Raw genomic sequence first — 23,730 nt, 5'->3', positions numbered from 1 at the left:
ATCATCGGCAAGTTGAATTGGCCGTTACCGTAGCTGCATGCCGCGCAGGTGAACATCTCAAGCCCCCAGCCGGACGCACGACTACAGCCGCCGACGCGGAGCCTACTTGCTCTGGAGCATGCTTCCTCTGGGAACAGCGCCCTATCTTAAGGATTAGGACAAGTCCGGAGCGTGGACAGGCAATTCGAGAATCGAGCTGCGCTCAGAGGCTTGGCAGAAGTACGCTGGGTGACGCCCACCGCACTCTTTGCCGGATGAAGCCGCAACTAACCCATTGAGGCCCGGCTCGCTTAACCACACGCCATTCAACGGCTAGCCATGTTGACCGATCCGCAGTACAAACTGAATTATTTGGTGATCGCATGCTGGATGATGAATTTAACAGGCAGCGGGCTCGTCTGGTTCGCGACCTTGCCGATCGGGCCGACCCGTTTATCAAGCGGCGGCTCCTGGATCTTGCGTCCCGGTACGAGCAGCCCCGCAAGACCAAGCCGCCGGTGCTCACCTCCATAAACGTCAAGGAGCGTCTCGACCACGGGAGTGACGGCTAGGCTGGGCGTGGTGCGATCCGATGCAGCGTTCAACACGGTCAAACCTCGCGCTGACTATGTCCGTCGCCGCCGAAGTCGCGTGTCGCGTTGCGCACGACATCGTAAAGGCGAGGCCAGACCTCTCAGGCTCTATAAAATGGCCTTGATGGTTTCCTTACGCGCCAATCCTCACGGTTGTATCTTTCCACCGGCAACTGCAACCTTTTGGCTCGTTCGTCGCGGTCTTCTTTTTGAAACTCGCGCTCGCGGTGCTCGAACTTGGTTAGCTCGTCATTCGCCGCTCGCTTGAAATCAGCGTGCGAGCGACCGGCGCCTTCGGTGCGGGCAGCCATGCTCGTCTCCTGACAACCTAGTCAAAGCCTATGCCGAAAAACGCCGGCGCGTCCACTTTAGCTCAGACTATCTTTAGAGTGCCGAAAATCGCAATGAATCGGGGCGCCCGCTGAGCGAAACGTAGCGGGAACCTAACGGAGCACGATAAATCAACGACTTAGCAGGTCCTGCGGCGCCGCTGGTTGGGGACCTTTGCGTTCAAGCGTCAGCACCATCTGGTGAACCGATGGTGAGCTAACGCGGATGTATCCTTGCATGTCGGCTTCAGCTGGAGGGCAGCCGTGCAACCCCGTGCAAACTCGGGACAAAACCAATGGGCCCCGACATGGTCGGTCAGCTTGACGCGCGCGAGTACGTTAGGGCCGGCAGCCGTGCGCTTTTCTTTACATCAGCTTGTGGTCAGCTCGCTCGCTCAAGTTACTGACCGGTCTTGAGTAGACCGACGTCAACCAGGACCCAATGCTGTCGATAGGAGAACTACTCGCATGTATGGCAGAATCACTGGACCGTCCATCCCATCTACAAGCGCGGGCCAAGCCGATGAATCCGGGCAGTTAGCGGATGACCGGATGTTTAGGCAGACGCTTGCAGACGTCGCGTCTGGTTCGTCATCGGCGACACGTACGTATTCCCTCACCTCCGAGCCTCCCATTTACGAGATGAACAGCAATACATTCAGGCAAGAACTGAGGAACTTTTACGGTGACGATGTGAAGCACATAGCCGACAATCCGCAAGAGTACTCGGATTTCGTGTCCTCCAAGGCAGAGAGCACCGCGATGGTCGCTAGAGCCGGCGCGACCGTAAATCACAAGACGGGTTCGCGGTACTTCAGCTACCAGCTGGGCGATAAGAGCGTCGGACTCCTAAGGACGGATCCAGGCTTCCGCATCAAAGGCGAGGCGTGGCAGGAGGAGCACTTTCCGGGTCGTAGAAACATCTCATCTGTCGTAGCTCTCCGAGTTACTCATCCGCTCGTTGAGAACGCGGGCGATGTCCTGCTCGAACATCAACTTCGGCTTGACGGCAAGCGGCCTTTGGTCATGTCGCGTCCTGCTAACGATGAAGCAAAGCCCCGTCTGGAGCAGATGGGGTTTATTGACGTGGGTGGGAACGAGTTCGTGCTCGACCCTAGACAACATGCTGATAAGTGGACGAAAAACGACCAGGATGAATGGCAACCTGCAGACAAGCCTCGACTGTATCTCCAAGCGGAGAGCGAGGATCCTGTTGAAGGAAGTCAGGACGATAATTCGAACGAAGAATATATCGAGACAGATTCGTCTGGGGACGATCCGTCTTGGTACTTCGATCGCCTCAATATGGGCCCGCCGACGAGCTAGTCTCTCGGCACAGCGGTTTGGACTGGTCGAAATTGACCTGATTTGGCAACGGGCCGCTTCGGTTGAGCCACTTGACGCCAACGCATTTGGCATTGCGGCGTTTCTTCCAGTCGGCCGTCTCGGCGACGAGGCGGCCGAAGCTGTCGATTATTTCTTTTTAGGATTCTTCGAAGACACCGCTTCGGCTTCGACGTGTTCAAGCACGGCTTTTCGTTTGTCTTCGTCATCGATCTTCGAGAATGCACGCAATAGCCTGAGCGCCTGCAATTCCCCTAGCGTCGCCTTCATCCTGTTCCTCCACCGGTCTTATATCCGAGGGCCCTTCCATTTCGGCTTGACCTGACACTCTCAGTAGTTTCACGGTTTCGCCGCTGACTACGATCGGCATGGATGTCATCGTTTCTCGTTGTCGGGGACCCGGACTGCAGTCGCACTTCTTGTTCTGGAACTCCGCAACGCGAACCGGAAAAGTGTCAATGTGCGCCGTGGCCCGGTCATCGAAGCGGACCTTGTTGCTCTTGTCATTGCGGCGCATCCATTGCACCGAACCCCAGAAGAAGTCCTGCGGCCGCTCGATGCAGTTACCGCCGGTATGCAGGAAATTCCGTCGTCGAGCATCCGCAGACAAAGCAACGCCGGCTGCATGTGGTCAGCCCTTGGTGCCGGCCTGCAGCGCGAGCTGGATTGATGCTCTCGCCGCGGGTTTTGCCGGCTTCGCCAGATGCCCCCGTTCAAGAGCATGCCGCCAAGGTAAGTCCGTCTCCAAGGCTCGTTGAAGCAGTCCAACGACCGTCGGGTTTTGTTCGCCACCCGCGTTTGTTACCATCCCCGGCCCCATTTTGCTAAATCGCAAAACACAGGACTAAGAATGTACAACATGACGCCGCGTAAGCTTCAAGCCCCTTCGAAGATGATCCTCGCGTTGACATGCTCGCGGTAGCTGCGGCCTCGGTTCGGCACGCTGCTCGCTTTGTTTAAAGGCTGCATCACCCGGTCGCGCGATGAACGGAGCGACAACGATCAGAATCCATCGAGCAGTCCGGACCACTTCGCTCGCAAAATGATCAAAGTGATCCGGCGGCGCAGCATCGCGCGTCAGGGGCAATGTCCGACATTACGACGGTCCGGCTCGTATCACCCGTATGCACAGGCAATGGTCACCGCAAATTAGTTCATCCCCAATCGAGCGCACCGCCGTTCTGATACTCGATGACGCGGGTCTCGAAAAAATTCTTCTCTTTTTTCAGGTCCATCGCCTCCGACATCCACGGAAACGGATTTTCTGCCTCCGCGAACACCGGCGTCAGGCCGATCTGAGCGCAGCGGCGGTTGGCAATAAAGTACATGTACTGCTCGCACAATGCGGCGTTCAGCCCGAGGAAGCCCCGCGGCATCGTATCGCGGCCATAGGCGGCCTCGAGTTCGGCGGCCTCGCGGATCATGTTTTGGACTTCCTCCTGGAAGGCCGATGTCCACAGATGCGGATTCTCGATCTTGATCTGGTTGATCACGTCGATGCCGAAGTTCAGATGGATGCTCTCGTCGCGCAGGATGTATTGATACTGCTCGGCGATGCCGACCATCTTGTTGCGGCGACCGAACGAGAGAATCTGCGCGAAGCCCGTGTAGAACCACATGCCCTCAAAGATCACATAGAAGGCAACGAGGTCGCGCAGGAACGCCTGACCGGCCTGCGGCGTCCCGATCCTGAAATCGGGATCGTCGAGATGCTGGGTGTGCTTGATCGCCCAGGCCGCCTTGTCGGTGATCGAGGGCACCTCGCGGTACATGTTGAACAGCTCGCCCTCGTCGAGGCCTAGGCTCTCTACGATGTACTGGAAGGTGTGGGTGTGCACCGCCTCCTCGAAGGCCTGGCGCAGGAGATACTGCCGGCATTCCGGGTTGGTGAGATGGCGGTAGATCGCCAGCACGATGTTATTGGCGACCAGGCTTTCAGAGGCCGCAAAGAAGCCGAGATTGCGCTTGATGGCACGGCGCTCGTCCTCCGAGAGACCGTCACGCGACTTCCACAGCGCGATGTCGGCCTGCATCGAGACCTCGGTCGGCATCCAGTGATTGTTGCAGGCAGCGAGATATTTCTCCCATGCCCATTTGTATTTCAGCGGCAGCAGTTGGTTGACGTCGGCGCGGCAGTTGATCATCCGCTTCTCGTCGACCGAGACGCGACCGCCATGGCGGTCGATCGTACCGAGGCCGGTTGCCTCATTCTCTTCGGCGGGCGCCGCCGCGAAGCACGGCGGTATGAAGGGTGTGCGCTCCTGGCGGACTTTGGTCGCAGTTTCTGAAAAGTCGAGCATAATGTCGGTTCCTTTGTTTTGATTACTGGCAGGCTTCGCAGTCGGGATTATCGATCGAGCAGGCAATGGCTCCCGGTAGATCGGGGACCGGCGAGGTCAGCGCCACTGGCGAGACAGCGTTGAGCTTGCCGTCGGTACCCTTTAGCGTTGACTTCTCGACATGGGTCGCGCTGCGCGAGCGCAAGTAATAGGTCGTCTTCAGGCCCAGCGACCAGGCCTGACGGTAGAGCGCGTCGAGCTTCTTGCCGGAGGGATTGGCGATATAGAGGTTGAGAGACTGCGCCTGGTCGATCCATTTCTGCCGCCGCGCGGCGGCCTCGACCAGCCAACGCGAATCGATCTCGAAGGCTGTCGCGTAGAGTGCCTTGAGGTCGCCTGGGATACGGTCGATCGCACCGACGCTGCCGTCAAAATATTTGAGGTCGTTGACCATGACCTCGTCCCACAGCCCGCGCGCCTTGAGGTCGCGCACCAGATGGTCGTTCACCACTGTGAAGTCGCCGGACATGTTGGATTTGACATAGAGGTTCTGGTAGGCGGGTTCGATAGACTGCACGACGCCGCAGATATTGGAGATCGTCGCCGTCGGCGCGATCGCCATCACGTTCGAGTTGCGCATGCCGACCGAGGTGACGCGGCCGCGCAGGGCAGCCCAGTCAAGCGTGCTGGTGCGGTCCATTGCAACCCCGCCGCGGGCATCGGCAACGAAGTCGATCGAATCGATCGGCAGGATGCCCTGGCTCCACAGGGAGCCCTCGAACGACGGATAGCGTCCTCGCTCGGCGGCGAGATCGGTGGAGGCGGAGATCGCGTGATATGAGATCGCCTCCATGCTGGTGTCGGCGAAGGCGACGGCGGCATCAGATGCTACCGGAATGCGCAACATATGTAGCGCATCCTGGAACCCCATCAGGCCGAGACCGACTGGGCGATGCCGCAGGTTGGAGCAGCGCGCTTCCGGGATGGTATAAAAGTTGACGTCGATGACGTTGTCGAGCATCCGCATCGCCGTCGTCACCGTCTTCTTCAGCCTGACATCGTCGAGCCGGCCGCCCTGGATGTGGTTGGCGAGGTTGATCGAGCCGAGATTGCACACCGCGGTCTCGTCGTCGGACGTGTTTAGCGTGATCTCGGTGCAGAGGTTCGAGGAGTGGATCACGCCAGCATGGCGCTGCGGCGAGCGCAGGTTGCACGGGTCCTTGAACGTGATCCAGGGATGGCCGGTCTCGAACAGCATGGTCAGCATCTTGCGCCAGAGGTCGACGGCGCGGATCTGCTTGAACAGGCGCATTTCGCCGCGCGCGGCTTTGGCCTCGTAATAGGCGTAACGCTCGGCGAACGGCTTGCCATAGAGATGGTGCAGATCCGGCGTTTCGTCCGGCGAGAACAGCGTCCATTCGCCATCGGACTCGACACGCTGCATGAACAAATCGGGCACCCAGTTTGCGGTGTTCATGTCATGGGTGCGGCGACGGTCGTCGCCGGTGTTCTTGCGCAGGTCGAGGAATTCCTCGATGTCGACATGCCAGGTCTCGAGATAGGCGCAGACAGCGCCCTTGCGCTTGCCGCCCTGGTTGACGGCAATCGCCGTGTCGTTGGCCACTTTCAGGAACGGAACCACGCCCTGGCTTTCGCCATTGGTGCCCTTGATATGGGCGCCGAGCCCGCGGACGCGGGTCCAGTCGTTGCCGAGCCCGCCGGAATATTTGGCGAGCAGCGCGTTGTCCTTGATCGACTTGAAGATGCCGTCGAGGTCATCGGCCACGGTGGTCAGGAAACACGACGAGAGCTGCGGCCGCAGCGTGCCGGAATTGAACAGCGTCGGCGTCGAGGCCATGAAGTCGAACGACGATAGCAAATCGTAGAACTCGATCGCGCGAGCCTCACGGTCGATCTCGCGCAGCGCCAATCCCATGGCGACGCGCATGAAGAAGGCCTGCGGCAATTCAATGCGGTTACCTCGGACATGCAGGAAATAGCGGTCGTACAGCGTCTGCAGGCCGAGGAACTGGAACGACAGATCACGCTCCGGCTTAAGCGCTGCGGCAAGCCGCGCGAGGTCGAAACGGCCGAGCTCGGCGTCCAGCAGTTCGGACGTGACGCCGGTCCTGATATAGGCCGGAAAACACTCGACGTAGCATACGGCCATGTCCGCCTGCGACGCGCTTGTCGGCACGTCATGCACATAGGACAGCACCTCGGTGCGCAGCTTGTCGAGCAAGAGGCGCGCGCTGACATAGGTGTAGTTCGGCTCCTGCTCCACCAAGGTGCGCGCCGCCATGACCGAGGCGAGCGCCAGCTCGTCCTGGCCGATGCCGTCATAGATGTTGCGCTCGGTCTCGGCGATAACGGGCGCAGCGTCAACGCCGTCAAGGGCGGCACAGGCCTCGTTGATGATCAGCGTCAGCCGCGCATGGTCGAGCGGCACCTTGGTGCCGCCACGCAGCGTGACCTGGATCGCTGGTCCCGTCACGGGCTTTGCCGCCTTCGCCGCCCCCTGCTCGATGCGCTCCCTCGCGCGCTCTTCGCGGTACAGCACATAGGCGCGCGCCACCTTGTGGTGCTCGCCGCGCATCAGCGCCAGTTCGACCTGATCCTGCACGTCTTCGATGTGGAAGCTGCGGCCCTCGCTCATCCGCCGCGACAGCGCGCTGACGACCTCCGCGGTGAGTTGCTCGACGATCTCATGCACCCGGCGCGAGGCGGCCGCGGTATGTCCCTCGACCGCGAGGAACGCCTTGGTCATAGCCACCGAAATCTTGCTGGCATCGAATTTCGACACCGTGCCGTTACGGCGGATCACCTGCATCGGAGGCGCGGCTTCCGGCGCGGCGAGCGATTCTGGACGCAACAGGATAAGTGGCGCTGGAATTGTTTCGCGATCGAGAGAAAGAGACATCGTGCAGACCCCGTGATGCTTGTTGGGGCTGGATGTCAGGAGGACGCTGCGTCATTCCGGCGGACAAGCGTCACCGGCATGGCTGTGCAAGCGACCGCCGGGACACCCCGCCCGTGGACGTGTTTGGTGTCGCGGCAGGTCTCCTGGCTCGCAGGTCGCCGTTGCTCCCTCGTCTTCCCAATGCCTCGCGGCATCAGTGACTTAACAGGGCGAGAGCAACTCACTGCTTACAGTTGCGGGGGCAGCGCCGGATTTTTGCGGATCAATCCGCAGTTCACCGGCTTCCCTCTTAGCCACCAAATCTTGTGATATGGCGGACCGTGACGCCTATATGTGGCGCGATTTGAGACAGGATGTCAACGGCCGCAAGATGGTCTTTCCATTTTTTTTGCAGCGTCATCCAAGGCTCATGAGCATCTTTGGACGGAGCCCCATCAACTCGCGTGAGTTGACGCGCCCGCGAACTTGTCTGTAAGTGACCTCGTCGTGGTTCTTCGAGAGACAACTTCTCTCGAAGCTAAGAGGGAAGCCGGTCCGATGCCGGCGCTGCCCCCGCAACTGTAAGCGGCGAGCCATCGTCCATTTCAGCCACTGAAGCGCAAGTTTCGGGAAGGCCGGACGACAGCTAAGACCCGCGAGCCAGGAGACCTGCCTCGACAAACTAAACGTCCTCGGGCGGGGTGTCCCGGTGGTGCGGTTGTGACCCGCTCGCGCCTCAAAGCGCCTTGCGGAGTCCAGACGTGTCACTACGGCCTTTGCCCCCAACTTTTGGGGTTAAGCCAATGTCTTCTAAACCTATCTCCTCACTTACGGTCGCAACTCTTGGTACGCCGCGGATCGGTCCACGCCGCGAGCTCAAGCTTGCGCTCGAAAGCTTCTGGTCCGGCGCATCGGACGAGAAGGCACTGATCGAAGCCGGGATCGGATTGCGCGCCGCCAACTGGGCGCGGCAGAAGAAGCTCGGCGTTTCTGTGATCCCGTCGAACGATTTCTCGTTCTATGACCAGGTGCTCGACACCTCGGTGATGGTCGGTGCGATTCCTCCGATCTATGGCTGGATTGGCGGTCCCCTACCGCTTGCTACCTATTTTGCGATGGCGCGCGGCAGCCAGGGTGATGTCCAAGGCAACCCGCACGATGCGGCCCGCGGCAATGCCCATCATGGCCACAACGTGTCGGCGCAGGAAATGACCAAGTGGTTCGACACGAATTATCACTACATGGTTCCCGAACTCGCGAAGGATCAGCAATTCCGCCTCGTCTCGCGCAAGCCGATCGATGAATATGAGGAAGCTAAGGCGCTGGGCTACCAGACCCGACCCGTGCTGGTCGGTCCCGTCACCTTCCTCAAGCTTGCCAAGAGCAAGGATGCCGGCTTCGAGCCGCTGTCGCTGCTAGACCGGCTGCTGCCGGTCTATGTCGAGGTACTGCGGGAGCTTGCCAGCAGCGGCGCGGAAGGGGTGCAAATCGATGAGCCATGCCTGGTGCTGGATCTCGACGAGGCGGCTCATGACGCGCTGCGGCGTGCCTACGCCGAAATCGCCAGGGCGGTGCCGCAGATCAAGATCATGCTGGCGAGCTATTTTGGTGGCCTTGGCGCGAACCGCGACACGGCATTCGCGCTTCCCGTGGCCGGTCTGCATTTCGACCTGGTGCGCGCGCCCGAGCAACTCGACGACCTCGCTCGCCTGCCCGTCGACCGCGTCGTCTCACTCGGCGTGCTCGACGGCCGCAACATCTGGCGCGCCGATCTGAGCAGAATCCTCGATCGACTTGAGCCAGTCGTCGCAAAGCTCGGCAACGACCGCGTGCAGATCTCGCCCTCTTGCTCGCTGCTGCATGTGCCAATCGATCTCGCCTTGGAAGGCAAGCTCGACGCCGAGGTGAAGAGTTGGCTGGCTTTCTCCGTGCAGAAGATCGAGGAACTAGCCGCGCTCGGCACGGCACTTGCGAGCGGGCGCAGGTCGATCACAAAGGCTTTGAAGGAATCCGACGCCGCCGCAGCCACGCGCAAGACCTCGCCGCGCATTCACGATGCGAAGGTGGCAAGCCGCATCGCCGCCATCGACGAGGCGATGCGCCGGCGCGCCAGTCGGTTCGAGGAGCGAGCCGAGGTTCAGCATGCGCGCTTCAACCTGCCAGCTTTCCCCACAACGACGATCGGCTCTTTCCCGCAGACCCACGAAATCAGGAAAGCACGCGCCGCGCATGGCAAGGGAGACCTGAGTGATACCGCCTACAAGACCTTCCTGCAGAACCAGACAGCACGTACCGTGCGCTGGCAGGAAAGCATCGGTCTCGACGTGCTCGTCCATGGCGAGTTCGAGCGCAACGACATGGTGCAGTACTTCGGTGAGCAGCTCTTAGGATTCGTCTTCACCGAGAACGCCTGGGTGCAGTCCTACGGCTCGCGCTATGTCAGGCCGCCGGTCCTGTTCGGCGACGTGTCTCGGCCCAAGCCGATGACGGTCGAATGGTGGCAGTATGCGCAGTCGCTGACCACAAAGCCGATGAAGGCGATGCTGACCGGCCCGGTCACCATCCTGAATTGGTCCTTCGTCCGCGACGACATTCCGCGCAGCCAAGCCTGCCGCCAGATCGCGCTTGCGATCCGCGACGAGGTCATCGACCTGGAAGGCGCCGGCGCCGGCATGATCCAGATCGACGAGGCTGCGTTGCGCGAAGGTCTGCCGCTGCGGCGCTCGGAGTGGACAACCTATCTCGACTGGGCTGTAGAATGCTTCCGTATCTGCTCGTCCGGCGTCCGGGACGAGACCCAGATCCACACCCATATGTGCTACTCCGAATTCAACGACATCATCGACGCGATCGGCACGATGGATGCCGACGTGATCTCGATCGAGACATCGCGATCGAAGATGGACTTGCTGGACGCGTTCCGGAACTACCGCTATCCGAACGAGATCGGACCCGGCGTCTACGACATCCACTCGCCGCGGGTGCCTGAGGTGACCGAGATGACCGAGCTACTCAAGCTGGCGCGGCAGCGCCTGTCCGACGACCAGCTCTGGGTCAATCCGGATTGCGGCCTGAAAACCCGCAAATGGGACGAGGTCCGGCCGGCGCTCGTCAATATGGTTGCGGCCGCACGCGAGCTGCGGGCGGCAGGCTGATTGTCACCGAGGCTGCTGATGCAATTGTGGATCAAATGCACCCGCTATGGCAAAGCGGAGCCCTACTATGTCAACATCTCGCTCGTTAGCGGCATGTCGCGCGAGGACGACAAGACGATCCTGGAATTCGTCGGCAGCAACGCTCAAGCCATCGAGGTGGACGAAACGCCAAGAGAGGTTCTGGCGCTTCACCTCGGTGCGTCCGCCGGACATGGCGTCTGACTCGCAAGACTCTCCGGTTCACGTGACCACTCCGCCACATTTTGGTGCCACGCGGCCGCTGGGGCCACTTGCTTGTCTTGCCTCTAAAGCCTGTTATTCAGGTTTGTCGCCGGTCGTGCCGAATGGTCAATCAAGAAAATAGTGCGTCTTCTCGGACAATGCCGGAGCTGGCTCTCGCGACTGTAAGCGGCAAACTGACGTTTTTAAACCACTGGGTCCGTTCGGTTCGTTTGCAAAAATGGTCGGAGGCGTCAGCCCGCAAGCCACGAAAACTCGCTATCCGTCGGGGTCGCGTACTGGCACGTTGGGCGAGGCGCTCCAAGGAGTTGCAAGCCAAGCGAGAGCTGCCCGACCTCGGGATCAAGGACAGACGCCCGCCGATGAGGGTGCGTGACGGCTTGAACTTTTTGGTGTTGGTCGCACTATCTTAATTTCAACTATCGATATCTCTCCCGCGACCGGTGTGAATTTCGGCACCTTTCTTGATCTCAGCCAAACACGCTGATGGTCCGGTTCGGCAGTCACCCCTTCCGCCAGTCAAGGCAAAAAATCAAAAATTTCAACGTTTGGTGATTTCTACTCACCAAACGCGACTATCCCGCGCCGCAACTGCTCATGAAGCAGGTACTGGAATTTCCAGCATGTTGGCGATCGGCGTGTAGATGTCGATGTTTGCTCCTGGAGCTCTCACGGAGACGACCAGCGCATAACGCGCCGAGCGATCCCAACGCTGAAGGGCAGGCTTTTCCTTCCACCAGCCGCTGACGGGAAACACCCCGATCGCATCTCGCTCGGCTAGTTCCGCCGCACTTCCGCGCCAAATATCCGAGTGGATCGATCCCTTATCGCGGATCGTACCGAGCACCCAATTGTCGCCACCCGCCGCGGCTCCAGCCTGCCCCTCCTCTTCCGCCTCCGCAGCCTTGTTGATACGTTGGCGAAACTGCTGGAGACTCTCCAATGACCGCTTCACTGCAAAACGCAGCGAGTGAGATGAATAGCGGTGTCGTCTCGTCCATCCTCGCTCTCCGGGGTTGGGCTCGACGAAATAGGACAAGGTGATCCGCAGCTCGATATCTTGCTCTCCCAACTCCAGCAGCTCGTCTCGGGGCCACGGCAAGCGGTGGAGGTTCATGCTGCGAGTCTTGATGGTCGAACCATCCTTTCGGAACGGGAGAAGAGCATCTTCGACCATCAAGGTCGCATCGTCAGTCGCACTCATCACTGCGCGACCGATATCAGGCACACCCCATCCGTATCGGCGAAGCATGGCCGCCTTCTGTGCCTGAGCAGCCCCCTCGATCCGTGCGCGCATGGCGGGCGTCCACTCGGCCGAGTGCACCGCGAGAGCTCGCACCGTTTCTGGCCAAAGCTGGGGCCGGGCAACCAAAACTCCGGCGCAAAGATGCGAGCCTAATGCTGCGGCCGCACTGGTATCGCCAAACGTCTCGAAGAGACGCATTTGCGGACGATAGTGCGTTGTTATAAGCTGGAGGTCGTCGATTGCTGACGCCGGATTGACACCGTCATGGGCAAAGTTGCCGCCTTCGAACACGACATCCGGTCGGATCGGCCACTGACGATCCCAAACACCAGACGTTCGGCTCGCCGGAGACAATTCGCCGGCGGGCGCCACTGGCTGCCAGCCATTGAAGTCGGGATGAAAGATGCCGATCTTGTCGGTGTACGCTCCGACAACTAGCGGATTCCACGCCTGAGCGGGGCTCTCGACCTCTTCAAGGTCGTTCCGGTCCGGGTAGTCCGGAGCCGCAATGTCACCTCGCAGATTCCCAGCGGCGAGCACCATGAGGCGTCGACGGTCGCCACCTCCATAGCAAAGCTGGTCGATGGCCGCCGACCACGAAGAAGGGCGACCGCGACCAAGACCGACTTCGCTCGTCACCGCCATGCAGAAGACCCGCCGACGACGCGGAGCCTGTGCCTCAGCCTTGTTGATACCGACTTCCGTGATTGCTCCATAAAGTTCGGGATCGTTCTGGCCAGCTGGCGGCAGGATTTTGACCGTCTCCAATCGATGGCGCAGGTCAACTTGACCACCATGGCTAAGCGCCGCTTCAAGATCGCCATAGAGTGCGACGCCTGACATCGACGTGCCATGACCATTCCAGTAAGAGCTATCGCCTACGCCCCAGCCCTTGTCATAGGCGTGCTGGTCGACGGCATCTAAGCCCGGCTCGATCAACGGATGTGTCCGGGTCGCCCCGCTGTCGAGAAGACAGATGGCCGGCGCCACCGCATCAGGTGCGTTAACACGATCGACGAGATTGCCCGCCCAGTCTGCTTGTTCGACCGGGCGCATCTCGAGAAAGAGCGTCGGCGTATCCTTGGCAATGCGCAGTTCGGCTACGGCGTCGCTATTGTCGACGAGCCTCGCCATCGATTCCTCGTTGGCAAGCGCCAGAATCACATCGCGCTCGGGGAAGCTGATGGCATGTTCCTTCAGGGTCACATTGAGGCGTTGTGCGACATGCCGAAGGGTCTCCAAACGACCGTCGCGAACCCACACCTCCCACCACGCCTGACGCCCAACCATCGGAAAAAGCGCCATGTCATCGGTGAAGAGCGAACGAACGGCTCCAAGGCGGACATCCTCGATTCGCGCGACCAAGGCTTCGTTCCTGGGCTTTCCCGACTTCGTGTTCTCGTCGCGATACGTCTCGACCTTTTTGGCAAAGAATTCGGCCGAGCGCTCAGGTACGAACACGGTGGCCGAAACCATTTCCTGATTATCGGCGGTAGACCTAACGGCAACGAGCTCAATTTTGGCAGGCTTATTCTCAAGACCTTCCACAGCGTCCTGTTCCGCCGCCGGGATCTCGAATTCGAGATAGAACCCCTTCTCGCCTTCAGCGATCGCTTGGTCGCGGGTTCCAAGTTTTTGCCGGGCCTGCTGGACGGCTGCACCGATCGCGTGGCCGAGCTTCTCTGCGTGCTGCGCTCTTACCCGGGCGGGAGGCAGTCCTGTGATGACAATGCGAGGTGATGTGTACGGCTCTGCTTCACCGCCACCCTCAACATGAAAATGCGGCCGATTGCGCGGCGGTCGTGCCATCTATCGTCTGCACCTCAACTCGTGGCGGCTCTGCGTTCCGCCAATGTCGAGAGCAGCGTTGGCGTCCTGATCTCGCTTCTGTCCTCGAGTACGGCGATCTTCGCCGCCTCGTCGGCAGCCCGTGATACTTCCGCCTGGCTCAAACCCGCAGTGGCTTCCAAAATCGACGACCAATTGACGTCCGAGACGTCAAATCCCGTCAGATGCGATTCCAATATGCCGCGAGCGATCTCCGGGTCCGGCAATCCATAAATAATGACGTCGTCGAAACGCCGGAAAACGGCTTTGTCTAGCAGCTCTGGGTGGTTGGTCGCAGCAACGATCAGGCTCGGGCCGTCATCGTTCTCCAAAAACTGGAGGAATGAATTGAGCACGCGCCGGATCTCGCCGACATCGTTCGCGTGCGATCGTTGTGAACCGATCGCATCGAACTCGTCAAAGAAGTATACGCCGCGCTGAACTGCAACAGCATCAAACACCAAGCGAAGACGCGTCGCCGTTTCGCCCATGAGCTTGCCGATCAAGCCCTCATAGAGAATTGTGAATAGCGGTAGCTTTAACTCGCCGGCAAGAGCGGACGCCGTCATCGTCTTGCCCGAACCCGGAGGTCCAATTAACAGCAACTTCCGTCGAGGCGTCAGGCCGCGGACGCGCAGGCGCTCCTGTTGGCGCTGTTCGGTCAAAACTCGCGTCAAGCGCTCCTTTAGATTTGGCCCCAATACCATGCTGTTGAGGCGAATATCCGAATATCGCGCCGACAACAGGCTACTCAGTTCGCCTTTTGGCTGCGCCAGAGGAACGGGACCCGCACCGCGCCGGCCGACATGCGCAGTCTTGCCCTTTGCCGCGTCGATCAGCTCGCGCAGTTCCTGGGCGAGTTTGCCGTGTCCTTGCCTCGCCTCGTGCGCGGCAAGCTGCGTCGCCACGGAGAGGAAGCGGTCGTCGTCTCCGTCGATATGGCAGCGCAGCAACGCGACGATGTGGCGAGCGGTCGACATTCTTCCCTACTTCTGTTTCCAGCCCGGAGTTCCTCCAAGACCGACACTAACGATCAAGCCTGGGGCTGTATCGGACAAAAGCGCTTACATCTATTCGAGCCGGCCCTGATTTCACAGGATTCAGCGACCCCGGCAGGGCTTTAAGGCTAATCACTAGTCTACCGATGAGTGGTTAAGTATTTCCGGTCATATCCCTGGACGGAGCGTGGCTACCCTGCCGCGGGCAGAAACATGCACTGTCGATAGTGACAGAACATAACGAGAACATTATACTCATTGGTCGTCTTTGGTCAAGAACCAGCAGCCGCGGTCGCGCTGGCCAATGCCACTGCGGGTGCGGCCTAAATGACTCCTGGGAGATCGGCGCAAACAACCATGGGTCGCCGTCGCCACAGAACGACCGTGCCAGACCATGGCATCACCGAACGGGCAAACGTTCGGCCTCCTGTGTTTGGCGGTCGTCTACAGCCGATTTGCTTTGACGGACGCCGCTCATCGGGTCACCATTGCGAGGTATTTCAAGTGGTTATGGGGCATACATGAGCGGTCAATTCGAGATCGCCACGCATCAGGACCTTTTCCGTCACGTCACCGCTGATAATGCGGCGCTGTACCGGTGCGTCCTGGATGTGTGCGCGGCAGCAGAGCGTCAACTGCTGCTTTACGTCCGGCCTTCCGAGATTCTCGCGCAAGCAAAGTGGCTGGGCGAGCCGCCGACCACTTCCGAACTGGACGCCATCCTCGACAAGCTGACCGAGTGGGGCAATCTCGACTGCCAGGCCGACAATTCGCGCGTAACCTCGTTGAGCGGGTTCTATCGCCGCCGCATGCTCTACCGGCTTTCGAAGGGCGGCGTCTCCGTCGAGATGGCGCTCAGCGCCTTCGCGAAGGAAATGCAGCGCCGCGGCGAACTGCAGACGGTCGCGCTTGAAGACATCGGCAAGAGCCTCCTCACGCTGATCCACCTCGGCCGAAGCAACGATCCTGACGTCGCCAAGATCTATGAGACCCTCAACGGTCTGATGACCGTGTTCAACAACATGGCCGAGACCGCGCGAGCCTTCATGGCCGGCGTCCTCCGCGGTGTCGATTTGCAGGACGGCGACGTGGACGCTGTGCTGAACTACAAGCAGCGTCTCATCGAGTACATCCGCCAATTCGTTGGCGACTTGGTCAGCCGAAGCGGTGCGATTTCGGAAGACATCAATGCCCTTCAGTTGCGTATCGACGCGATGCTCCAGTCGGTGGCCCGCCGTCAGGCACGCAACGCCCCTCCGGGCGAAGAGCTGGCGGCCTACGAAGCGGAACTGAAGATGTGGGACGAGCGGTGGCAGGGCTTGCGTATGTGGTTCGTCGGCGGGTCGAACGGCGAGCGGTCCCAGAGCGAACAGCTCAGAAGTCGCGCCCGCGCCGCGATTCCGCAACTGCTTGCAGCAATCATCGCGATCAACGAACGCCGAAGCGGCCGCAGCGACCGCTCGGCCGACTTCAAGAGCCTCGCTCACTGGTTCCTCGACTGCGACGGTGACGAAGACGCCCACCGACTTGCGCGAGCCGCGTTTGCGCTCAACCCAGCGCGTCACTACGCCGAAAACACCGCCGCTGCTGACGTTACCGGTGTCATTCCGTGGCATAAGGCGCCGTCCATCGTCGTTCCGCTGCGGCTCCGCGAGACCGGCTACAGCATGCCCCGCGGACGGCTCCCGCACGTTCATGATCGAAGCGCCGGACGCAAGAAGCTCGAAGCGCAGGTCGGTGAAGAGCATGCGCAGATCGAAGCAGCCAGACAAAAATTTGCAACAGGGTGCCCCCTGCTCCTCTCGGCGCTCTGGCGTCTAAACTCGCACGAGTTCCGATTTTTCCTCGATCTATTGGGCGAAGCCATCGCGACCAAGGCCGCCGACGACGATGGCGTCACCGAGATCCAGTCCAACGACGGTCTCTATCTCATCCGGCTTGAACCGCTCGACGCGGACACGGAAGCCGAAATCGTCACCGAAGACGGCGTGTTTTGTGGCCGTGACCACCGCATCACCATCACACCGACGGATGCCGCATGAGCGCCGCCTCGTCCACGCGGCGTGAAGCACCCGTTCAGACCGGCCGCCCTGGTGGACGCGAGATCCTGCGCCAGCAGGAGACGCAGGAACACGCCGAGCGCAGGGAGGCCGTTCGCGCGCTCCTGATGCGCCCGTTATTGACGCCCACAACCGCCGAAGCAAGAGAGGCTCTCCGTCTGGTGCGACGTCACTCCGCGTATCTCAGGGAGTGGTTCGCCCGCGAGGCCGGATGGCCGCTGCGCGTAGAGCGCGACTACGCCAGACTGTGGAAACGCCCGAGCGATACAAGCGATCCAACGCGAGGATGGGCAAATTTCAACCGCAGGCGCTACGCGATCTTCTGTCTGGTGTGCGCGGTGCTCGCGCGGAGCGAACCACAGATCACCCTTTCTGCCCTGGGTGATCAAATCCTGTCCCTTGCAAAGGATACCGATCTCCTCAACCGCGGTTTCATTCTCGACATGGCAGACATCCACGACCGACGCAACCTTGCATCGGCCTGCGTCGCGCTCGGCGAACTCGGCGTACTCAATGCCATCGATGGAGACGCCGAGTCGTTCGTCAAGTCCGGGCAGTCGGAAGATCGGTCCCGCGACGTCCTCTACGATGTTAATCGCGGGCCGCTTGCGAGCATTCTTGCATGCGTTCGTGGGCCATCCACGTGGCCTGAGAACGATGAACCGAGGACAACCGTCGATCGGATCTCCGCCATCACGGCAGAAATTCAGCCGGAGACCGACGAGGGCCGCCGCGATGTCAGCCGGCACCGCATCTCAAGGCGCCTTCTCGACGATCCCGTTGTGTACGACGGCACAGTTGACGAGGCCGACATGCAGTACTTCATCAATCAGCGCGGCGCGATGGCCAACCGCCTCGCGCTTGGCACCGGCCTTGTCGTCGAACTCCGTTCCGAGGGCATTGCACTTTGCGATCCGGACGGCAATTGCAGCGACGTCGCGATGCCGGCGGACGGCACCGATGCTCACGTCACGCTCCTTGTGGCAGACCACCTGGCACATGCCGGCGGCGGCGTTCCCGATCGCCTGCGAATCGAAAGGTTCGTGGCCGAATCGGCCGAGCGATACGGCCGATATTGGCGGCGCAGCGCCCAGGGCGAAGCCGGCGCGCGGGAGCTGACGGCGATTGCCATCTACCGTCTCAGCCAACTCAAGCTCATCACCATCGAAGGCGACCGCATCGGGGTTCTGCCGGCGCTTTCTCGCTACAAACTGGGCGACCCGGACATCAAGCATCGCGATGACAACGATCGGCTGCCCGATGTTTCCGAGGAGGCCGACGAATGAACTCCGTTCTTGCTTTCAACCCACAAAGCACCGGCCCCGTCCTGCCGCTTCCCGGAAAAAAGCGCTGGCAGCCTTTGCGGACCGGCGTCGTGGAGATATTTTTCTATGACGTGGAGGAATTCTGGTTCATCGACGGACACATCGTGTATCGGGGCAATAACGGCGCCGGCAAGTCCAAACTCTTGGCACTCACGCTACCATTCCTCTTCGACGCCAATCTGAGCCCGTTCCGCGTCGAGCCGGATGGCGATCGAACCAAGAAGATGGCGTGGAATCTCCTCATGGGGAGGCACAAGCGCCGCGTCGGATATGTATGGGTCGAGTTCGGGCGCGTCGACGAGGAAGGCAACAACCAGTTCGTCACGCTTGCGTGCGGACTGGAAGCGGTCGAAGACCGCGCGAACGTGGAAAGCTGGTTTTTCATCATCGACGGAAGTCGTGTCGGTCAGGATTGCTCGTTCATCACGCCCGAAAGAGCCGTGCTTCGCCGAACGCAGCTGAAGGATGGGCTCTCCGACAAAGGCGGACACTTCTTCGACCGCGCCGACGACTACCGCCGTGCCGTGGATCAAAGACTTTTCCAACTCGGAGAGGAACGTTACCGCATCCTGGTCGACACCCTCATTCAGCTTCGCCATCCGCAGCTCACAAAGACCCCCGACGAGACGCGTCTTTCCAACGCCCTGACTGCCGCCCTACCTCCGGTCGCGGCCGAAATGATCGACACCATCGCGGAAGCCATGAGCCGCCTTGAAGAGGATCGCAGCCAGCTCAAATCCTATGAATTGGCCCACGCCGCCATTGGAAAATTCGAGCAAACCTACCGCCGCTACGCAGGCGCGCGGATTCGCACGTTTGCGCGCGAGGTCCGTACCGCAAGAACCAAGTTTGAAGAAGCAAGCGCGGAGGTAAACAATGCCGACGCGCAATTGGCCTCTGCGCTTCATGAATCGACAGCGGCTGAAACTGCTAACATCGCCGCGAAACGCCAGGCCGAGGCGGCGGATGCGGCATACAAAGGCATCCTTCAACATCCCGACGGCCTCAAGGCGGCAGATCTTGCGACCAAACGGAACCTGGCGGAAGAGGCCGAGGGGCGGCTGACTGCATCCGAGAAACGCTCCGCAACGGCGGCTGCAGATCTGAAGACGGAGTCCGAACGCCAGCAAACGGCAAGGGCCGACCTAGACCGCGCGATGGAAACGCTTGCCGTCAATCGAAGCAAGGCGCTCGATCTCGCCAGATCCGTCGGCATGATCGCACAATTTGAGCATGCGAAGTCCTACTCCGCGTGGCCGAACGAACTTGGGCGCGATGGGCAGACCTCTCTCCAATCCGAGCGTGGCAGTCTACTGACCGCGATCAGGGGCCGCAGAAGCAGCATCGATGCGGTTGTCGAGCTGCTTCGCGAAGTCGACAACAAGATTTCGGGGCTGGCGAACGCGGAGCGCGACGAGAATACTGCCCGTGGTCTGCTTGACGAAGCCGGCAAGACTCTTGTTGCCGCCGAGAATGCGCTGAACGGTGAGATCGACGCTCTCGGTACGGCGTGGCGCCGCCATATCGGCGCCTGCGGACATCTCATGGCAATAGCGACCGAGGACGCAGTGGATGCCCTCGTCGAATGGGCTCACTCGCTCGAAGGCGAAAACCCGGCCGCGCGCGAGCTCATAGCCGAGTGCCGACTTGCATACAAACGGCTGACCGAGGCGCTGGCCAAGCTGAGACATCAGGAGGCTGCGGTACGCGCTGAACTGGAATCCATGGCAAAGCAGATCGCGGATCTGCAAACCGGCTCATTCGAGCGCCCTCACATCCCGTACACACGCAGGGCTGATCGCAAGGACCGCAAGGGCCAAGCCTTGTGGCAGGCCGTTGACTTTGTATCGGAGGCCGACGACGGCGTTCGGGCTGGCCTCGAAGCCGCACTTGAGGCATCCGGACTTCTCGACGCGTGGATCCTCCCCGACGGCAGGATGTTCATCGGCGAGACCGAGCATGACGTGTCGCTTGTTTCGAGGCCCTTGGTCACCGGTAGGACCCTCGCCGACTGGCTTGTCCACTGTGGAGAACCGTCGGTCCAGGATGCCGTCGAGACTTTTCTGTGCGCAGTCTCCTGCACCGACATCGACGATGGCGCCGAGATGTGGGTATCGCCGGCCGGCCACTTCCGCCTCGGCGCTCTCTCGGGCACGTGGGAGAAATCCCGCGCCACGTACATTGGCCATTCCGCTCGGGAGAGAGCCAGACTGAAAAAGATCGAAGAGCTTGAGGCCACCGCGGCCGCTCTGGGCGAGCAACTTGCCGATCTCGAAACCGCCATCACGAGCAATGCCGCTACGACGGAGGCCATCGAACAGGTCGAGAGGACCTGCCCGTCGGACACCAATCTCCGCAAGTCGCACGACACCGTGCGCTCGGCAACCAACGATCTACACCGGGCCACTGAAAACGTCGCAGCAAGGGCAAACGGTACAGCGGTCGCACGACAGGCTCTGAAAGCGTGCAGTGAGTCCGCCGAGCAGGCCGCGCTCGACACCGCTCTTCCGTGCGACAAGCGGGCTCTCGAACAGGCCCGGATTGCCTGCGATAGCCTCAGCGAAGCCCACCTCGTGGTCGTCGAACATTGCTCGAATTCCATCCGCGCCGCGCAAAATCTTCAAGACACCAACGAGCGTGCGGAAACCGCCCGGAGCCGCCATCATGCCGCAGCAGAAGACGTCAAAGCGGCGGCGATATCGGCGACATCGGCGCGCGCCATATACGATGCTCTCAAGGAAAGTGTGGGAGCAACCTCCGAACAGTGGGAACGCCGCCTCATTGACGCGCAGAAGCGTCTCAATGATGCCAGGGCCGACGTGGACAGCACGGACGGGCGCCGACTCTCGGCCGTGGCCGTCCATACCCAGGCGGTCGGTGCGCACGAAATTGCGACCCAAGCTTTGGCGACGCGCGTAGAGGAGCGGCAGCGAGCGGCAAGCAATCTGCAAACGCTCGCAGCAACAGGCTTGATGGCCGCCGGCGCCCCCAACGTAGCGTTCCCCGACACCGGCCGGACATGGACGGTCGACGAGACGCGGGGGCTTGCCGCAGAACTGAACCAGTCGCTCAGCGACATCCGCGATAACGAGTGGGACGGCCTGCAGTCCAAAATCTACGGTGAATTCGTCGATCTCCAGAATGCACTCGCTCAACTAGGATACGTCCCCTACAGTAACAATGTCGATGGATTCGGCCTGGTGGTCACCATCGCAGTCCAGAACAAGACCGGACTGTCTCCCGCTGAGGTCCTTGCCCAGGTCGACACCGAGATCACGCAGCGCCGAACCCTTCTCACCGAAAGCGAGACGAAGATTCTGGAGGACCACCTCCAGTCGGAGATGTCCGTCCAAATCCGGAATCTCATCCAGGACGCCGAGCAGTATGTGGACCGTGTGAATGCGGAGATTGAAAAGCGCCCGACCTCAACGGGCACCTATTTCCGCCTAAGGTGGATCCCTCTCACTGAAGCGCAAGGTGCCCCCGCCGATCTGGAGGACGCCCGTAAGCGTCTCCTCAAGACGAACGCGGATCTGTGGACCGAGAATGACAGGCAAGCCATCGGGGCCATGCTGCAGCGACGCATCGAGCAAGAGCGGCTCAAGGCCGAAGAGTCGGGCGGCAGCAGTCTCCGCGAGCAGCTTTCGGCTGCCCTCGACTATCGCCAGTGGCACCGCTTCGTCGTCGAACGCAATGCAATGGGTAGGTGGATTTCCATTTCTCAGCCTGCCTCCGGCGGCGAACGTGCGTTGGGTCTCACCATTCCCATGTTCGCAGCCGTCGCAAGCTTCTACGGCGACGAGCACAGCACCCGGCCGCGCCTTGTCCTGCTGGACGAAGCGTACGCCGGCATCGACGACGGCGTCCGGGCGCACTGTATGGGCCTGATCCACGAGTTCGATTTGGATTTCGTTATCACGAGCGAGCGCGAATGGGCCTGCTACAAGACGCTTCCGGGCGTCGCGATCTGCCAACTCCAGAGACACGACAAGTTCGACGCAATTCACGTCTCCCGCTGGCGATGGAACGGAAAGACGCGCTCAAGGATGGAAGAACCGGCGCGGCTGATGTTAAATCGTAGCGCATGACATCAACTATAGACGAACGACTAGTCCGGCTCCTCGGCGGCGCCGAGCTTTCCGATCTGCGCGCGCGGCTGCGCAGGCGCTACGAGCTCGGACCGGCCGACGGCCAGCTCCCATCGATCCAGGTGGGCAAGCTGAACGAAACGGAACGCACCGCACTCGCGTCCCTGGTCGGCCGCAGAGGCGGCGTGGCAGCCTCAATCTCCATCGACGTCAGCGCAGTCGACCGAGCGCTTTCCGATGCCGGTATCGCACCATCCCTTCGAACCGCACTCGAACTTCTTGACGGTCCGATCATCCACCGCGAAACCGAATTGAACAGGATTCGCGAAAGTTGGGCGGCCGTTCTGGCCGGCTGCTCGCACACCGATCTGATCGCCTATTTGGCCTCGCCGCTCAACTTTGGCGTCCTGAAGCGCCTATCAGGCAATCAACCGGATTCCGCGTCCCTTATCTGTAGACAAACCGAAGACATCCTCAGACGGCTTCCCGCTGCGGGAGTACCGCGGGCCCAAATCGCGGCGGAGCATCTGGGAGACGCTCACGGCCTCGACAGCGCCCGCCCGGTCGCCACTCTCACGCTGGCCGTCCTTCGAAGCCGCTCATCGACCGACACAGGCGATGACCGCGATACATGGGCTGCGGTCGGCATCCTGGTGAACGAACTGGCCAAGCCTGCCCTGTTCTTGAACGTGCCGTGCAGCGGATTGCCAGTCTCACCCGGAGAACCACAATACGCATCACTGCGGCTTCTCGCTCGGCGGCCTTCGGAATGGACGGTGGCGAGAAGATCCATTTTGGTGTGCGAGAATCCGAATCTCGTCGCAATCCTCGCCGACCAACTCGGGACCGCCTGCCCTCCGGTCGTTTGCGTCGACGGCCATCTCGGTGCGGCTCAGCGGACCATTCTCAAGCAGCTCAAGGAATCGGGAGCAGACCTTCGGTATCATGGCGACTATGATTGGCCAGGAATTATGATCGCCAACTACGTAATAGCGAAATACGGCGCCGTACCGTGGCACTTCTCAGCGGCAGACTACGTCGCCGCGTCCAAAAGCGCTCCTCAGCTCGCGATACCACTGAGCGGCCGGCCAGTCATCGCTTCATGGGATGCAGATCTCACCGCGGCCATGATAAAGACCGGAATCAAGATCGAAGAAGAGGCCATTGCCGAGCGGATCATTGATCTTTTAGGCAAAGAGTCGCTACACGCCTGACTAAATCCGAGAACGCACTTCTGTCCGGACGATCGACTGCGAGTGCGTCGAGGGTGAGCAGATCTCGTCGGTTCGGCCCTAAGGGAGACTCCCGCGCACGCGATTGCTCCTCACTAATTTACATGCTTATGGCGATTTTCAAGGAACCTGCATC

At 60.7% G+C, this 23,730-nt stretch carries 14 protein-coding genes and 2 riboswitches; of the genes, 7 read left to right on the top strand and 7 right to left on the bottom strand.

Going from position 1 to position 23,730, the window contains the following annotated elements:
* Positions 1 to 347: 347 nt before the first annotated feature.
* Together BI327_RS42360 and BI327_RS41740 are read right to left on the bottom strand one after the other, a co-directional pair.
* Complete coding sequence (locus BI327_RS42360; RefSeq protein WP_159450462.1) at positions 348 to 587, bottom strand: hypothetical protein; 240 nt, start codon at positions 585 to 587, stop codon at positions 348 to 350.
* A gap of 86 nt (positions 588 to 673) precedes the next feature.
* Entirely contained in the window at positions 674 to 883 is a 210-nt protein-coding gene (locus BI327_RS41740) for a hypothetical protein (RefSeq protein ID WP_143271627.1), read from the bottom strand.
* Between the two features lie 486 nt (positions 884 to 1,369).
* Between BI327_RS41740 and BI327_RS17710 the strand changes: the two genes are divergently transcribed.
* Entirely contained in the window at positions 1,370 to 2,227 is an 858-nt protein-coding gene (locus tag BI327_RS17710) for a host specificity protein (RefSeq protein WP_083742116.1), read from the top strand.
* 147 nt (positions 2,228 to 2,374) lie between these two features.
* Here BI327_RS17710 and BI327_RS42355 read toward each other — a convergent pair whose 3' ends face one another.
* The 3 genes from BI327_RS42355 to BI327_RS17695 all read right to left on the bottom strand — a co-directional run bounded on the left by BI327_RS42355 (position 2,375) and on the right by BI327_RS17695 (position 7,444).
* A complete protein-coding gene (locus BI327_RS42355; RefSeq protein ID WP_159450461.1) occupies positions 2,375 to 2,515 on the bottom strand; it encodes a hypothetical protein in 141 nt (46 codons plus the stop codon).
* Positions 2,516 to 3,399: 884 nt separating this feature from the next.
* Positions 3,400 to 4,545 (bottom strand): ribonucleotide-diphosphate reductase subunit beta, encoded by a 1,146-nt coding sequence (locus tag BI327_RS17700; RefSeq protein WP_076862018.1) that lies wholly within the window; start codon positions 4,543 to 4,545, stop codon positions 3,400 to 3,402.
* A 22-nt stretch (positions 4,546 to 4,567) separates the two neighbouring features.
* Entirely contained in the window at positions 4,568 to 7,444 is a 2,877-nt protein-coding gene (locus tag BI327_RS17695; protein ID WP_076862016.1) for a ribonucleoside-diphosphate reductase subunit alpha, read from the bottom strand.
* A 116-nt stretch (positions 7,445 to 7,560) separates the two neighbouring features.
* A riboswitch (cobalamin riboswitch) is annotated at positions 7,561 to 7,782 on the bottom strand.
* A 132-nt stretch (positions 7,783 to 7,914) separates the two neighbouring features.
* Positions 7,915 to 8,114: riboswitch (cobalamin riboswitch) on the top strand.
* 112 nt (positions 8,115 to 8,226) lie between these two features.
* Between BI327_RS17695 and metE the strand changes: the two genes are divergently transcribed.
* Both metE and BI327_RS17685 read left to right on the top strand, forming a co-directional pair.
* Positions 8,227 to 10,578, top strand: coding sequence for a 5-methyltetrahydropteroyltriglutamate--homocysteine S-methyltransferase (gene metE, locus BI327_RS17690; protein WP_076862014.1), 2,352 nt, complete (start codon positions 8,227 to 8,229; stop codon positions 10,576 to 10,578).
* Positions 10,579 to 10,596: 18 nt separating this feature from the next.
* Entirely contained in the window at positions 10,597 to 10,800 is a 204-nt protein-coding gene (locus BI327_RS17685; RefSeq protein ID WP_076862012.1) for a hypothetical protein, read from the top strand.
* Between the two features lie 613 nt (positions 10,801 to 11,413).
* On the opposite strand, the gene BI327_RS17680 is transcribed toward BI327_RS17685, so the two are convergent.
* Both BI327_RS17680 and BI327_RS17675 read right to left on the bottom strand, forming a co-directional pair.
* Entirely contained in the window at positions 11,414 to 13,873 is a 2,460-nt protein-coding gene (locus BI327_RS17680; RefSeq protein ID WP_076862011.1) for a S8 family peptidase, read from the bottom strand.
* A gap of 14 nt (positions 13,874 to 13,887) precedes the next feature.
* Complete coding sequence (locus BI327_RS17675; RefSeq protein ID WP_076862009.1) at positions 13,888 to 14,871, bottom strand: AAA family ATPase; 984 nt, start codon at positions 14,869 to 14,871, stop codon at positions 13,888 to 13,890.
* Between the two features lie 539 nt (positions 14,872 to 15,410).
* On the opposite strand from BI327_RS17675, the gene BI327_RS17670 reads away from it, so the two are divergent.
* The 4 genes from BI327_RS17670 to BI327_RS17655 are packed head-to-tail and all read left to right on the top strand — an operon-like array spanning position 15,411 to position 23,576.
* Positions 15,411 to 16,931, top strand: a complete 1,521-nt coding sequence (locus BI327_RS17670; RefSeq protein ID WP_076862007.1) for a TIGR02677 family protein — start codon at positions 15,411 to 15,413, stop codon at positions 16,929 to 16,931.
* The gene (locus tag BI327_RS17665; RefSeq protein WP_076862005.1) at positions 16,928 to 18,235 is read left to right on the top strand and encodes a TIGR02678 family protein; all 1,308 of its coding nucleotides are present in this window, start codon (positions 16,928 to 16,930) and stop codon (positions 18,233 to 18,235) included. Before BI327_RS17670 ends, BI327_RS17665 begins: the two co-directional genes overlap by 4 nt.
* Positions 18,232 to 22,362 carry a TIGR02680 family protein gene (locus tag BI327_RS17660; RefSeq protein ID WP_076862003.1) on the top strand — a complete coding sequence of 1,377 codons (4,131 nt, stop codon included), beginning with the start codon at positions 18,232 to 18,234 and terminating at the stop codon, positions 22,360 to 22,362. The genes BI327_RS17665 and BI327_RS17660 overlap by 4 nt, the downstream gene beginning before the upstream one ends.
* Positions 22,359 to 23,576, top strand: a complete 1,218-nt coding sequence (locus BI327_RS17655) for a TIGR02679 family protein (protein ID WP_076862001.1) — start codon at positions 22,359 to 22,361, stop codon at positions 23,574 to 23,576. The genes BI327_RS17660 and BI327_RS17655 overlap by 4 nt, the downstream gene beginning before the upstream one ends.
* Positions 23,577 to 23,730 lie beyond the last annotated feature (154 nt).

Source organism: Bradyrhizobium mercantei, assembly GCF_001982635.1.
GTDB classification, from domain to species: Bacteria; Pseudomonadota; Alphaproteobacteria; order Rhizobiales; family Xanthobacteraceae; genus Bradyrhizobium; species Bradyrhizobium mercantei.
This window is presented reverse-complemented; position numbering and strand designations above follow the sequence as displayed.